Below are 13,621 nucleotides of genomic sequence, written 5' to 3' on the forward strand. Positions count from 1 at the left end.
TCAATGGGAGACCACGGAAATGTCTCAACTGGAAAACTGCATACGAGGTCTTCTCGGAAGAAGTGTTGCACTTAATTTGACAAACCGTCTTAAGAAAACAATTCTCCGATAAAATATATTTTAAAAGAGATGACTCAAAAACAGAAAAAATCAACTTGGAATTTTTATGGAATTATCGGTATGATAAAACAGAATAAGAAATTTAGAATAGGGAAAGTGAGTCGAGATTAATTCATGGTAAACGAAACTAGACCAAACAAGTTGCATATGGAACGGGTGACAAAGCGAGAGCATCTATACTTTGGTCTGTTGTTAATAAGTACTATATTGACATTATGTGGACTCGTCGTGGGAGTTTTTGCACTCGGAACGATTGGTGTCGCTCTCGTCGGGATTCTCTCGCTTCTGTTAGGAATCATCTGGATGCGTCAGTGGGTCCGTGTGATGGCGATACGGGCAGACGGAATTTTTATGAGTGGAAAACAACAACCGCTGGCGTATGAACAACTTCGTCAAGACGCCAAGCAATTGGGTTTTTGGAAAGTACCGGAGGTCATCTTGACCTATCACCGGACCATTACACGACCACGAACGATGGGGTTGTTTCAAAAGTATATGCTTGTGTTACCTGCTGATTATAAGCTGGATGAAACGACACGGTTTGAAATCTTACGGGAACTTGTCCACTTGAAGCAGAGTCACGAAGAGAAACGGATGTTGTTGTTACTCGGAAGCTGGGTTCCCTTTTTACGAAGTGCCTACTTACGAGCCTGTGAGGAGACGGCAGACCGTCTCGCCTTGGCGCAATTGGAGGAAGTAAACCGGATTCCAGCCCTTGTCCGGTCGGTCGTTGGTCCGGCGATATGGAATCGGTTGGATTTGACGAACTACATAGAAGAAAAACAGCAAGCCCCTTCACTCGCGATGACGCTCAGTGAACTGTTCCGCCCTCAACGATCCGTTTCATGGCGGTTAATGACAGCTGGACTAAAGACGCCGTCCCGCGCGCCGCGCCTGGCGACTGGTCTGTTCGTCAGTCTGAGTTATGTTGTGCTCGCAAGCCTCGTCTTTTTCGCGACGACGTTTGCGACACCGGAGTGGCTGACGAACTGGACAAAACCCGTCGAACAAGCAGTCGGAACGAAACAAGACCTAGGCGAAACGAAACTGATGGCGGCGATTCAAAAAGGGACACTCGACGAGATCAACAAACTGATTCCGACGAGTGACATGAAAGCCGTCGATGCAGACGGGGATACGGCGCTGCATTACCTCGGGTACAGGAAATCAAGTGAAGGGCTAGAAGACGTGTTTGATGCCTTGCTCACTGCCGGGAGTGATCTTGATAGCGTCAATGAGTTCGGAGAACGTCCGTTCATCACCGCTGTCTACAGCAACAATAAGGAGCTGGTCGCGCTTTATCTGAAACGAGGCGAAGCGATCAACCAGCAGGACGACGAGAAGTACACCCCGTTGCATCATGCGGTCGAGGGGGAAGGGACGCAGACCGTCAAGCTGTTGCTCGATCAGGGAGCAGATCCAGCGCTGAAAAATGCCGATGGGTATACCCCCCTGATGATGGCTCAGGAGTATGAACTCGATGACGTCATCGTCCTACTGAAACAAAAACAAACCCAGACCCAGACCCTATGAAAAAGGACGATCTCCCGCTTGGGAAATCGTCCTTTTCGTGATTATTTTGATTCTACTTTTGTATCGATGATGCGGCCTTCGATTGTGTACGTGACTTCGCCGAGTGACTTCGTGAAGTCACGGAGGTTTTCCCAGTCAGAGAGACCAAGATCCGTTACGCGTCCTGCTTTGTACGCGACTTCGAACGGTGTCAGACCGTCTCCACCTTTTGCTGTGAACGCATTCGTCGCGATGACGTACGTTTTCGCAAGGTCGATGGCTTCAAACGTTCCGTTGTTGTTGACTTCCATCTTCGTGACACGATCACCTTTTGCGAGTTTGCTGCTGTATTCGAACTTCATGCCCGATACGTGGAGGAATCCACCGTTTTCGATTGGTGCGACACCAACACTGATTTCAAGCAAGTTTTTGATTTCCTGACCTGTCAATTTCGCTGTTGCAAGTGTGTTACCAAACGGAAGCGTCGTCAGGACTTCACCGACTGTGAGTGGTCCGGCGTTGATTGCTGCCCGGATTCCACCGCCGTTTTGCATGGCAATGACCGTTTCAGCATTGTATTCTTTTGCTTTTTTAAGCATGCCGTCTGTAATCAAGTTCCCGAGTGCCGTTTCACTGTTCCGGACACTGACTTCTCCACGCGGGTTGACGAGTTCGTTGACGATGTTCGCGCCGACTTCCTCATTTTTCAACTCTGTGATTTGATCTGCGTACGGTTTAAGGATCTCTGCTGCTTTTACGTCTTCTGCTGCTTTCGACACGTCGACCAATGAACCGGTGTACTCTGTCAACTTCCCTTTGTAGTCGAACGTCAAGTTGAGATTGCCGAGAAAATCGCCGTATTGATAGGCTTGCGCGATGATCGTTGGTTCTGCTTTACCAGGAACGATTGTGTCATCAACGACGACTGGTGTTTCCAGTTTCGTATGCGAGTGACCACCGACGATGACGTCAATGCCGTCGACATTACGCGCAAGCAACTGATCATTATCGACTGCCGGGTTGTCGTCAAAGCCAATGTGTGTCAACGCGACGATCTTGTTGACGCCACGGTCTTCGAGCTTTTTGACCGCTGCTTTTGCGCTAGCGATGTAGTTCGCGAAGGCAACAGTTCCCGGACTCGAGATGTCCGCTGTCTCTTCTGTCGTCAAACCGAAGAAGCCGATTTTTTGTCCTTTGTATTCCTTGATGACACCTTGATAAATTTTCCCTTTTTCAGGACCGGCTGTGATCGTTTTCGATTGCAGACCAGCGAGCAACTCATTTTTGCTGAAATCGACGTTCGCTGTGATGAACGGGAATTTTGCTTTTGTGACGAAGTCTTGTAACGCTTGGTGGTTGTCTTGATCTCCAAGATCGAACTCATGGTTTCCGAATGTCATCAAGTCGTATTTCATATAGTTCATGAGCGCGAGATCCGCTTGACCTTGGAACTTGTTGAAATAAAGCGATCCCGAGAAGACATCGCCTGCGTCAAGTAAAAGTGACGGTGTACCGTCTGCTTTATAGGCAGCACGCAAATCTTTGATGACCGTCGCCCGTTTTGGTGCTTTATCGAGATTGGCGTGCGTATCATTCGTGTGCAACAAGCCGATTGAGAAATCGTCTTTATTGATATCGAGGACGTTGATTTTTGCTTTGAGTGTGATTGTTTTGCCGAGACGTGTGTAACTCGCGACGGCATACTTCGTTCCGGCTTCGCTCGTGTCGACGTTCGACCAGCGGACCGGTTTATCATAGACACGGCCTGTCGCATAGAGGACAGCCAGTGTTTTTGGAAGTTCTGGTTTTTCACCGACATAGATCGTCTGTTCTTTGACACTCTCAACGAATTTCACGGCATAGTTTTGGATCAGGATTTTGACTTCAATCGGCGATTTCTTCTTGCCATACGTCCCTTTGACCGTCTGATAGCGGTTGAAGATATGACGATCATAACTGTTCCACGTAATCTTCTCGCCCTTATATGTAGCAGGTAATTTGACCGGGGCACCTTTTGTGAAGACGAGCGACTTGAGTTTGACCGTTTTGACTTTGACATGCGTTGCTGCGGATACAGTAGTCTGGGCAACGGGCACGATTGCCGATGTCGTCAGAGCGACAGCAACGGCTGCCGCGTAAAGCGGTTTTGATTTGTACATACGTAGAAATCCTCCTTCAAAGTGGGTGTATGAATACAAGGTCGAAATGCGATCGTTGACCTCTTCTTCTACTATAAGTCGTTCTGTCCATCTGTTGCGATAAAACTTTTGTAAACTTCGTAAATTCTTAGGTCGGACGACATGACAACTCGCTCAAGACGTTTGATTTCGTCTTGTTTTCTAGTTAATTCGACCTAAAGTGATAAAATGATAACGTTTTCATTATAATCTTCCTGCGGGAAAAAAGAAACGAAAACATACATCGAAACGTCAAACATTCCCATTATTTGATAATCTATTGGTGGAATTCAGAGCAGGAGTTCTGTATGATGAAAAAATGAGGAAATTGCGGGAGGAGAGCAACAAGACGATGAAAGAGACGATTCAAGGGACAGTGATCATAGTCATTTTATGTGTGATGAGTATTCTGTTGATCTGGGGATTGTCCTCTCCACCGACGACGATTGAATTTCCATTTCCATACCATTCGCAACCGGCGCTCAGCGATGTCTTTGACATGGTTGAAGCGCTTTTTTTTGTTACCCAGAAAGCTACAGTTTGGTGTCGGTTTGCCCAATAGATTGACACGAATTTTAACGATGGCTAGAATTGATTAAGTGTATGGCACCTGCTGCCTGCTTTTTTAATAGGAAAAGAGTGCTTTGAAGAGAAGGGAGGAATATGTAACGTGCAGACAAGGAGTCTGTGCACGGTCCATCGTTCGTTTGAAGATTCGCGAACGGAGTCCGTCTTTTTTAGTCGATGCAACTGAACTAAAATACATGTACCTTTACAGATCGGAAGGAATTTAATTATGTGGAAAGAAATGAAAAGTATCATCCGCGAACAGGTGGAGAATTTTCCACTGATCCGCCGTCTTGCCCGTTATGAGATCAAATCGGCGCACGCGGAACAACGGCTTGGTCTGTTATGGGAGCTGCTCAATCCAGGCTTGCAAATCTTCATTTACTGGTTCGTCTTTGGGGTCGGACTGAAAGGGAATAAAAACGTCGACGGGGATATCCCGTTCATCGTCTGGCTTTTATGCGGGATCGTCGTCTGGTTCTTCATCAATGACGCCTTGCTCCGCGGATCGAACTCGATCAATAACCGGCTCGCAATGGTGACGAAGATGCGTTTCCCGATGAGTGCCATTCCGTCCTATGTGATTTTGTCCCGGATGTATCAGCATTTTGCGATGCTTGTAATCGTCTTTTTCGTCATCATCCTGAATGGAATCCCGATCACGTGGAAACTGCTCCAGTTACCTTATTATATGGCGGCGACCTATATTTTCGTCTACGCCTTCTCACTTTGTTTCTCGACATTGATTACGCTCGTCAAAGATATTCAACTGTTCTTGCAATCGATGATGCGGATGCTGTTTTATCTGACACCGATTCTTTGGAACATCGAGCGCTTCCCGGATGTCTTACATGGTGTTCTGCGTCTGAACCCGGTCTTCTACCTCGTTGAAGGATACCGTGCCAGCTTACTCGGCGGTGCCTGGGTCTGGCAGGAGTGGCCGACCGGACTTTATTTCTGGAGCGTGACATTACTCTTGTTCACAGCCGGAACGTTTTTACACATCAAGTTCCGTAAATCATTCACCGAGCTCGTTTAAGGAAGGAAATCGCCATGTCTATGATAAAACTCGACCATGTCACGAAACGATTTGATATGGTCACGACGACCAAAGAAAAATTTAAGCTGTTATTTAAGAACCAAAGCAAAAACGTCAAGACGTTTACGGCGCTCCGTGATGTGTCCATCGATATCGGATCGGGTGAAGTCGTGGGTCTTGTCGGAATCAATGGTTCCGGAAAATCAACGTTATCGAACTTGATTTCGGGGATCATCTACGCCAATGAAGGGGACGTCGCGATTAATGGGGAAGTTGCGATCATCGCCGTCTCGCAAGGCTTAAAAAACGTTCTGACGGGACGCGAAAACATCCACTTGAAATGTTTGATGCTCGGAATGGATGACGCCGAAATCGAACGCCGGATGCCGGGCATCATCGATTTCGCCGACATCGGGGACTTCATCGATCAGCCGATTAAAAAGTATTCGAGTGGGATGAAGTCGCGGCTTGGTTTTGCGATCGCCGTCAATGTCGATGCCGACATCCTGATTGTCGATGAAGCCTTATCGGTCGGGGATCAGACGTTTTATAACCGTTGTATCGACAAGATGAACGAGTTCAAGAACGAAGGCAAGACGATCATCTTCGTCAGTCACTCCTTGACACAAATTAGAAGTTTCTGCGAACGCGTCATCTGGCTTGAGTACGGACAAGTCAAACTTGATGGGACAACGAAGGAAGTCGTGCCGGAATACAAGAAGTTCCTGACCGAATACAAAAAGCTGACGAAAGAAGAGCAGCATCAGTACCGGAAGGATCGTCTGAAGGAACAGGCACAACAGGCGAAACCAGGGAAACAAAACGTGGATGCGGAAGATACCGTCAAACATCCGGGATGGATTTTGTCAGGCATCAGCCTGCTGGTCATCGCAGCCGGCAGTCTAATGGTCATCGATGAGACACCGTCCTTCGTCACCTTTAGCGAAGCGTTATCTAAATTGTTTTAAGATTAAAGATCATGGACGTGACCGTTCATGGTCTTTTTTTCGATGGAAACAGGGAATAGCTACTAGAAAAAAGAAATAAGAACAAAGTAGAAGTAAGTACATGAGCGGAGGGCTGTCATGAAAAAAATCAGAAAAGCCATCATCCCAGCGGCAGGGCTTGGGACACGTTTCTTGCCGGCGACAAAAGCGATGCCAAAAGAAATGTTGCCGATCTTAACGAAACCAACGATTCAATACATCGTCGAGGAAGCGGTCGCGTCTGGTATCGAACAGATCATCATCGTCTCGGGACGCAATAAACGAGCGATTGAGGACCATTTTGATCATGCACCGGAGCTTGAAAACATTTTGCGAGAAAAAGGAAAACTCGAATTGTTAAAAGAAGTGGATGCCTCGACGACGATGGCTGAGATTCATTATATCCGCCAAAAAGAACCAAAAGGACTCGGACACGCGATTTGGAGTGCCCGTCATTTTATCGGTGACGAACCGTTTGCCGTCTTACTCGGTGACGATATCATCGTCTCGGAAGAACCTGGTCTCAAACAACTGATGAAGCAGTATGAAGAACTCGACGCATCGGTCGTCGGGGTCCGGCACGTTCCGACAGAAGACACCCACCGCTACGGCATCATTGATCCACTGAATCAGACCGGACGCCGTTATCAGGTCCGACAGTTCGTCGAGAAGCCAGCACAAGGAACGTCACCTTCCAACATGGCCATCATCGGACGGTATATCCTGACACCAGCGATTTTTGAGTTCCTCGCCAATCAGGAAGCGGGGGCTGGTGGTGAAATTCAGCTGACGGACGCGATCGAACGCTTGAATGGACAAGAGAACGTCTACGGTTATGAAATCGACGGAAGACGTTTTGATGTCGGAGAAAAGATGGGTTACGTCGAAACGACACTTGCCTTTGCACTCGAAGATCCAGAGATTCAAGCGGATGTCAGAGCCTTATTACGTCACCACGTCGAAAGCTGGATAGACTAATTGAACTACCTCCACCTACGCTTCGCTAAGAGGTGGAGGATTCCTGAGTTATTCAACCTAGCGGTCAAAAATTTATCAGGCTAACCCCGTCGTCCCGACGGTTGAACGTTGATCTTGTCCGTTTCTTTTATGCGGATGCCTACTCTGCTTGGTTTTCGCTACTTCGGTCATCCGCAAGGTGAACGTTGAAGATTTTACGTGACAGACGAACTTCCTGTCACAACCCTATATCTTCAGTTTTCAAAGAACATGACTCTTTTTTTATTCCTGATTTTAATTGTTTTCAAACCAAGAGTGTCGGACAATTGACGTGTCGCAAGACACGCCTTGCCCGAAGACGATTCATCTCCTACTTGCACTTGGGCTTCTCCCTGAACGTTTAGAAGTGGGAGTATTCTCGTCTAATTTTGATAAACAAAAACAACAAAGCTCGTCAGTGAGCTTTGTTGTTGAGTCAACGTCAGTCAGGTTTGTTTCGTATTCATGTAGGTTTTTACGTGGGGTGCCGTATACGTACGGAACCGTTCGAGTAATCGTTCGGGTTCCGATTCGACAAGCAGCATGGCGGCATGTTCTGGAATCAAAAATCCCTGTGTTTCCATCTGTTGGAACAGCGTGACGAGGGGATCATAATAACCGTCGATGTTTAAGATGCCACACGGTTTTTCATGTAAGCCGAGCTGCGCCCAGGTGAAGACTTCAAAAAATTCTTCCATCGTTCCGGGACCACCCGGTAGAATGATGAAGCCGTCCGCAAGTTCAGCCATCTTCGCTTTTCGGTCGTGCATCGATTCCACGAGATGGAGTTCCGTTAGATCGGGATGGGCAATCTCTTTTTCCTGTAAGAAGTGGGGGAGAACTCCGATTGCTTGTCCGTTTGCTGCGAGTACGGCATCGGCGACAGCCCCCATCGTTCCGACGCGTGAACCACCATAGACGAGATCGAGTTTTTGGTGAGCAAGGGCTGTACCGAGCGTCGTCGCTGCTTCCCGGAAAATCGGTGTTGCTCCGTCTTTTGAACCACAAAACACTGCAAGCTTTTTCATTCTTATGTCCTCCTTGTTAAAAATCGTCTTCTGTCAACATATCATATCAAGACAATTCGAATAAGAGGGGTTTTGTAACGTTATCACGAAAACGAATAGATAGAAACACGTCAAAGTGAAGGAGGAAAAGATGAGACCAAAAACCATCGTATGGCTCGTATTGCTGATTGCGGCAATCAATCTTGCAATCGGGATTTGGATACCGGAATCACCTTCCCGGACAACGATCAGTAGCGTCTTGCTTGGGCTGGTCGTCCTGCTGGGAGTAGGATATTTCATTGCGCTGCGCCGTTCATCAAAATAAAAAGGAACCCGCTTCGTTTGCTTAGATGCAAACAGAGCGGTTTTTTAGGTCATGAGCCAATTAAAACGGAATGAAGGAATATTCTAAAAAATCTATTTTTATACACGCATTCGACATAAAGTCGGATTAAATGTAAAAAAGATACACGTTTAGTGACCTAAGACCTAGGTCGAAAGATACATTAAGTGTAAATAATGTGCAAAATGAGTGAAATATTCGTATTCGAATATCTGAAGGGGGTCTAAGGATATATGATGTTGTTACAAAGCTAGACAAAAAAATTAGGAGGTTGTTAATGATGAATTTAAAAAAGAAATTACTAATTTTAGCTGGTATAGTAACGATTAGTTTTCCAAGTACTACTATAAACGATACTGATGCAATTAATAAATCAGCAAAAAATGATTTACCTTATGAGTACTCTATGAAAAGAACAGCGAAAAATGATCTACCATATGAATATTCAATTAGAAAATTAGCAAAAAATGATCTACCATATGAATATGTTATCAGTAACAAGAAGGCATAATTAATTTAAAAAATGAGCTTTGTTTTTAAAGATGATTTGCTTATATTCTTCCATATTCAATAAATCAAAAAATATACTTGCTTTAAAATAAGATTGTTTTACAGTCTCGTAATCATAATTTAGGTTTTCTAAGCAAAATCCTTGTTGGTAGTAGAGTTGTCCTAGCAAAGACATGTCTTTAAAGCGTAAACTCTGTTGAATTGCTTCTTCAACTATGTTTAAGGCTGTTAACGAATCTTTTAAATGCAAAAGTGTTTTTGAAAAATTATACAATATTCTGATTCGATCTAATAGCAGTTCGTCACTTTCGAAATCTAAAGCAATTAATTCTTCGTAAACTTTCCTACTATGAGAATAATTTCTATTCTCAGAATATAAATTTGCTATTGCCGATTTAATTCGAATAATCATACTAGGTGAATAAAAAGTAGAAGAGTATTTGTCAGAAAGTTGTCTTAAAACTACAATACAGGTTCTGTAATCCGTTTTTTTTAGCCGATGTGCAGAAATACTATTATAAAATTTTAATAATAATGAAATTTCTTCATCTAGATGATTTTGTTGAAGTTTTAATGTAGTTTCTTCATACACTGTTTTAAATTCTTGATTTCTAAATTTAATTAATAACTCATCATCTAGGTGGAAAAAAGATTCTCTATAATTGGCATGATCAAAAAATGATGAAAATGGGACTTGTAGTTTTTTAGATAGTGCAAAGAGCAAATCAACAGTCGGAGAATGTGTCCCGCTTTCAATCTTACTGATTTCCGCTTGACTGCAAATGCCGTTCGCCAAATCCTTCTGAGTCAGATTGTGTTTCTTCCGAAGGCGGCGAAGGGCGAGACCAATCTGCGGTGACGTGAATTGATCCATCGGGTTCTGTCCTTTCTGTCCAGTGGATTTGAGAAAACGATACCTTTCTTATTATAAAAGGGAAAGGTGTCCGATACCAAGTTTTTACTTCGAAAAATCGTCAACGTGTTGTCCACCATTTTATCCGAAAGAAAGGGGTAACTCCTATGAACTTCACCTTTAAAGAATCGCGCCGGACGATGACGTCTTACGGCTGGTGCTTAAATGCTGCTAACGTCTCGGTCGCACCCTTAGCTAGTCGAGAAATGGACCGGATCAAACCACCGGCGAAACGCGAACTCAAAACTTCATAATAACGTCTCTCGACGACGTGGCTTCATTCCGTCAAAGGTCTGAAGCCCTTTTTTAAAATCATCTACTGAAAGGAGCATGGACATGATCGGACTAACGATTCTTTCTGAAAGTGAAGGCTGGCTCCACCAACTTGATCCTACTGATGCGCTTGTTCAATTTTGTGAGCAACACCGTTTTTCAATGGATCGTTATGATTACGATCAGCATACCTTTTTGGATTTCCTCGACTATATGGACTTTCAAGAATTTGAACATTATCTGTTCATCTTGCGTGGACCGGGTGAACGGACCTTGCGACTCGTCGCCTATTTACAACAACGTATGTTACATGTCCAGTTCCATTTGGTGAATGAACGAGGCGATGTCTTGTTTGGTGATCCGTATTTCTTAGAAAAACGACAGGTCCCACTGGATGCATCCATGATTCACGAACAACCGATCGAGCTACAGGACGCGATGATGTCCTTGTTCACAGGAGTCTATCCGGATACAGCAACTCGTCAGCCACAACCGTTACGCCACGTGTATGTCGAACACACCGCATTGCTGGATTCGATTGAACCTTCCTTGTTTGATCAAATGACGATCAACAGTTTGTTGTATATCGATCAGTCGACCCGGCATGACTTGCCGGTCATCGAACTGATGAGCCGGACACCGGTCCTGCTCGCGTTTTCGGATACGTTGCCGTTTCCTATCAAAGAGCGCTTGGCGACTTTTGAACGGGAGGCGTTGCAAGCTACGATGGAGCAGTGGCACGAGACGAGTGTCGTGTCTAATCCCGCGCACCATATTGGCATCCTGGATTATGCGACACTTGCCGGAATGTCCGTCTCGCACCGTTTATTCATCTGTAGTGACGGGATATTCGCGGATTACGGAAAACAAATTTCACTCAGTTCGACGTTTGATCTGAACGTCTGTCAGTTACGCGAACGGCAGTTGCTGCAAATGGATCCCTTAGCTCCAGTTGCACAACTTACGCTGTATCCTGTCCTGTTTCAGCTCGCCTCGGCCTTTCAGGGGACCAGTCAGTTCGTGACACCGTACAGCCTATTCGAGTTACCCCGGACGAATGGAAAGATTGGACCTTTGTCCATGATCGGCATTCAAAATTCGGAAGGGTGTTTTGCTTTCGAATTGACGACGAATCAGTTGTTTGAGACGGATGAGGTGTTCCTCGCGATACTCGAGGCAGATCAGAAGGAACGGTTTGATGTGTTGCCAAAACGGCTCGGTGCGGACTATGAAGCAGCGATTCAGACGTACAAGGAGTTGATCTATCATGGATAACGCATTATTATTTGGCCCGTTTTCACGAAAAGGGAGCTATTCACGTGTTCAAGTCCTCGATAATCTGTTTGCTGACGACCGATTCGTCGCCCTTTACCAAGAAACATCCGCGTTACCGGAAATCGACGAACTGATGTTGTATCGTCGCTATTTACAAAAAGAAGACCGTGTCCTGCTGTATGGGACCTTTTCACCAAACTTATTTAATAGCTTGTGTCAGGAAGGGTACGATCTTTATCTCGTCGAACCGGAACTGAACCGGATCGCCGGAATTTCGTCTCGTTATTTGGATCGCGTCTATGGATTAAGTAATGAACTGATTGATGTGATGGGAAGTGGCGCCTTTGATAAAATCGTTTTACCCGGAACGACGATTGCACGGTATTCGCGGGGAGAACTGTTAATGTTTTTCCGAAACGTGCGACAGCTGTTGGCGACAGAAGGACAATTGCTCGTCAATATCCATAATGCGCAATATTTGAAGCAACATGTTCAACCGATCGCCTCACGACGAATTCAGGACTGTACGTTATTTTACGGTCAGAAGGTCGACAGCAATCGACTGATTTTTAATCTGTATCTGAAATCAGGAGAGGACGAAAAGGTCAGCTACATGATCGAGCATCTGTATGAGCCGGATACGTTATTTGAGTTCGCGAAACTGTCCCGTTATACCGGGCGGACCTTATATGCCGGTAAAACAGTCACTATTTTGGAGTTGGATAAACTCGGGTGAAAGAAAAAGATTCTGCGTCCATCGGGCACAGAATCTTTTTTGACAAAAAAGTTCCTCAAATTGGATATAAATATTTTGAATACTAGTTTAACTAGGTCTAAAGGTGGGGTATTAAAGAAAGCAGTGCTTAATAGTCAATGTTACGATGCCAACATACAAACGGAGGATAGGTAGATGTTATGGATGAGAAGACGGCACAAGTAAAAGCGTTACAAGCCAGTTGTTTATCCTTTATCACAGCATTGTTTCCAGAAGAGACGTTTCAGTTCGTCGAGAAACAAGTTCTTCCGGACGCTTTTGGCCATACCGGAACGCATCTGACGTTCAAGTCAGCTGAGCGGGAACTGAAACTCAGTTTTGTCAGTCAAGCACATAGTCGCTTTGAACGTGTTTTTTTGGCAGAAAAAACATCGAAATCCCCTTTTTTCAGCCGAATGATGGAAGCGACATATGAAGAAGGACAGTTGTACATTCATCATGTCTTAAAGTCCGATTAAGGTGTATGAAAAAACACGATGAGACGTGTACAGGAAGGATCCTGTTCGCTTCTCATCGTGTTTTTATGCTGAAAGTTAAACTTTGATGGATTGTAATCCTTGTTGCAAAGCTTGATTGATCGACGTTGCCATCTGATCCCGCACTTCTTGGGTGAGTAGACGCCCGTCAAAATAGACTTCGGTCGAAAGTGTTAGATGGACGAGGACATCTTCGAGGACGAGTTTGAAATCAAGTGGTTGAGTCGGCTCGAGAGACTGAGCCATGAACTCCTGCAATGAAGGATGTTGGACATACTGAGGGTCGATCAGATCAATCACTGTCGTGTTCAAAGCAAGTGCAAGTCGTTCCAGTGTTTGTGGATTCGGCATACGTTGACCACGTTCGTAGGCAGAAATCGATGTGACGGTTTCTCCGCATCGCTCTGCCAAATGTTTTTGGGTGTATTGATGTTGTTTACGTAATTGCATGATTTTTTTTCCGAGCGTACGTTTCACAGGTCTCAACTCCTATTTTTGCGTCCTTGCATATAGTACTAAATAACCATTCTCATTATAGTGCAAACCTATGAAATGTAAAAAAAAGTTTTTACGGAAAAATAATTGCATGATTATGTATGTAATGGGTCGGAAATTCAGAATTTTTTTTGGTTTGGCGAATTTAGGAATGGCT

General features: G+C 45.0%; 14 protein-coding genes. 10 read left to right on the plus strand and 4 right to left on the minus strand.

What is annotated here, in order from left to right; all coding sequences use genetic code 11:
- Nucleotides 1-348 precede the first annotated feature (348 nt).
- Entirely contained in the window at nt 349-1,653 is a 1,305-nt protein-coding gene (locus KNQ13_RS05505; RefSeq protein ID WP_261974194.1) for an ankyrin repeat domain-containing protein, read from the plus strand.
- A gap of 41 nt (nt 1,654-1,694) precedes the next feature.
- Here KNQ13_RS05505 and KNQ13_RS05510 read toward each other — a convergent pair whose 3' ends face one another.
- Entirely contained in the window at nt 1,695-3,791 is a 2,097-nt protein-coding gene (locus KNQ13_RS05510; RefSeq protein WP_209548195.1) for a 5'-nucleotidase C-terminal domain-containing protein, read from the minus strand.
- 814 nt (nt 3,792-4,605) lie between these two features.
- On the opposite strand from KNQ13_RS05510, the gene KNQ13_RS05515 reads away from it, so the two are divergent.
- The 3 genes from KNQ13_RS05515 to galU all read left to right on the plus strand — a co-directional run bounded on the left by KNQ13_RS05515 (nt 4,606) and on the right by galU (nt 7,379).
- Nucleotides 4,606-5,415, plus strand: a complete 810-nt coding sequence (locus tag KNQ13_RS05515; RefSeq protein ID WP_014971349.1) for an ABC transporter permease — start codon at nt 4,606-4,608, stop codon at nt 5,413-5,415.
- A 14-nt stretch (nt 5,416-5,429) separates the two neighbouring features.
- Nucleotides 5,430-6,383, plus strand: coding sequence for an ABC transporter ATP-binding protein (locus KNQ13_RS05520; protein ID WP_209548194.1), 954 nt, complete (start codon nt 5,430-5,432; stop codon nt 6,381-6,383).
- Nucleotides 6,384-6,500: 117 nt separating this feature from the next.
- On the plus strand, nt 6,501-7,379 hold the full coding sequence (gene galU, locus KNQ13_RS05525; protein ID WP_209548193.1) for a UTP--glucose-1-phosphate uridylyltransferase GalU: 879 nt from the start codon (nt 6,501-6,503) through the stop codon (nt 7,377-7,379).
- A 464-nt stretch (nt 7,380-7,843) separates the two neighbouring features.
- Here the strand turns inward: galU and KNQ13_RS05530 are convergent, their stop codons facing one another.
- Nucleotides 7,844-8,425, minus strand: a complete 582-nt coding sequence (locus tag KNQ13_RS05530; protein ID WP_209548192.1) for an LOG family protein — start codon at nt 8,423-8,425, stop codon at nt 7,844-7,846.
- A 130-nt stretch (nt 8,426-8,555) separates the two neighbouring features.
- Here KNQ13_RS05530 and KNQ13_RS05535 point away from each other — a divergent pair, with 130 nt between their 5' ends.
- Nucleotides 8,556-8,729: a hypothetical protein gene (locus KNQ13_RS05535; protein WP_209548191.1), complete on the plus strand. Its 174-nt coding sequence runs from the start codon at nt 8,556-8,558 to the stop codon at nt 8,727-8,729.
- A gap of 295 nt (nt 8,730-9,024) precedes the next feature.
- Nucleotides 9,025-9,258: a hypothetical protein gene (locus KNQ13_RS05540; RefSeq protein ID WP_209548190.1), complete on the plus strand. Its 234-nt coding sequence runs from the start codon at nt 9,025-9,027 to the stop codon at nt 9,256-9,258.
- Here the strand turns inward: KNQ13_RS05540 and KNQ13_RS05545 are convergent, their stop codons facing one another.
- Nucleotides 9,259-10,131, minus strand: coding sequence for a helix-turn-helix domain-containing protein (locus KNQ13_RS05545; RefSeq protein WP_209548189.1), 873 nt, complete (start codon nt 10,129-10,131; stop codon nt 9,259-9,261).
- A 146-nt stretch (nt 10,132-10,277) separates the two neighbouring features.
- Here KNQ13_RS05545 and KNQ13_RS05550 point away from each other — a divergent pair, with 146 nt between their 5' ends.
- From KNQ13_RS05550 to KNQ13_RS05565, 4 genes are all read left to right on the plus strand, one after another.
- Complete coding sequence (locus KNQ13_RS05550) at nt 10,278-10,424, plus strand: hypothetical protein (protein ID WP_209548188.1); 147 nt, start codon at nt 10,278-10,280, stop codon at nt 10,422-10,424.
- A gap of 82 nt (nt 10,425-10,506) precedes the next feature.
- The gene (locus KNQ13_RS05555; RefSeq protein WP_209548187.1) at nt 10,507-11,718 is read left to right on the plus strand and encodes a hypothetical protein; all 1,212 of its coding nucleotides are present in this window, start codon (nt 10,507-10,509) and stop codon (nt 11,716-11,718) included.
- Nucleotides 11,711-12,454, plus strand: coding sequence for a hypothetical protein (locus tag KNQ13_RS05560; RefSeq protein ID WP_209548186.1), 744 nt, complete (start codon nt 11,711-11,713; stop codon nt 12,452-12,454). The genes KNQ13_RS05555 and KNQ13_RS05560 overlap by 8 nt, the downstream gene beginning before the upstream one ends.
- Nucleotides 12,455-12,633: 179 nt before the next feature.
- Entirely contained in the window at nt 12,634-12,951 is a 318-nt protein-coding gene (locus tag KNQ13_RS05565; RefSeq protein WP_209548185.1) for a hypothetical protein, read from the plus strand.
- Nucleotides 12,952-13,026: 75 nt separating this feature from the next.
- Here the strand turns inward: KNQ13_RS05565 and KNQ13_RS05570 are convergent, their stop codons facing one another.
- Nucleotides 13,027-13,446, minus strand: a complete 420-nt coding sequence (locus tag KNQ13_RS05570) for a helix-turn-helix domain-containing protein (RefSeq protein WP_209548184.1) — start codon at nt 13,444-13,446, stop codon at nt 13,027-13,029.
- Nucleotides 13,447-13,621 lie beyond the last annotated feature (175 nt).

The sequence above is a fragment of the Exiguobacterium sp. s128 genome, from assembly GCF_018618815.1.
GTDB classification, from domain to species: Bacteria; Bacillota; Bacilli; order Exiguobacteriales; family Exiguobacteriaceae; genus Exiguobacterium_A; species Exiguobacterium_A antarcticum.

Coding starts and splice junctions, on each gene's coding strand:
- KNQ13_RS05510 (WP_209548195.1), bottom strand. CDS start 3,791: ATGTACAAATCAAAACCGCTTTACGCGGCAGCCGTTGCTGTCGCTCTG.
- KNQ13_RS05530 (WP_209548192.1), bottom strand. CDS start 8,425: ATGAAAAAGCTTGCAGTGTTTTGTGGTTCAAAAGACGGAGCAACACCG.
- KNQ13_RS05560 (WP_209548186.1), top strand. CDS start 11,711: ATGGATAACGCATTATTATTTGGCCCGTTTTCACGAAAAGGGAGCTAT.
- KNQ13_RS05520 (WP_209548194.1), top strand. CDS start 5,430: ATGTCTATGATAAAACTCGACCATGTCACGAAACGATTTGATATGGTC.
- KNQ13_RS05545 (WP_209548189.1), bottom strand. CDS start 10,131: ATGGATCAATTCACGTCACCGCAGATTGGTCTCGCCCTTCGCCGCCTT.
- galU (WP_209548193.1), top strand. CDS start 6,501: ATGAAAAAAATCAGAAAAGCCATCATCCCAGCGGCAGGGCTTGGGACA.
- KNQ13_RS05565 (WP_209548185.1), top strand. CDS start 12,634: ATGGATGAGAAGACGGCACAAGTAAAAGCGTTACAAGCCAGTTGTTTA.
- KNQ13_RS05535 (WP_209548191.1), top strand. CDS start 8,556: ATGAGACCAAAAACCATCGTATGGCTCGTATTGCTGATTGCGGCAATC.
- KNQ13_RS05550 (WP_209548188.1), top strand. CDS start 10,278: ATGAACTTCACCTTTAAAGAATCGCGCCGGACGATGACGTCTTACGGC.
- KNQ13_RS05540 (WP_209548190.1), top strand. CDS start 9,025: ATGATGAATTTAAAAAAGAAATTACTAATTTTAGCTGGTATAGTAACG.
- KNQ13_RS05515 (WP_014971349.1), top strand. CDS start 4,606: ATGTGGAAAGAAATGAAAAGTATCATCCGCGAACAGGTGGAGAATTTT.
- KNQ13_RS05555 (WP_209548187.1), top strand. CDS start 10,507: ATGATCGGACTAACGATTCTTTCTGAAAGTGAAGGCTGGCTCCACCAA.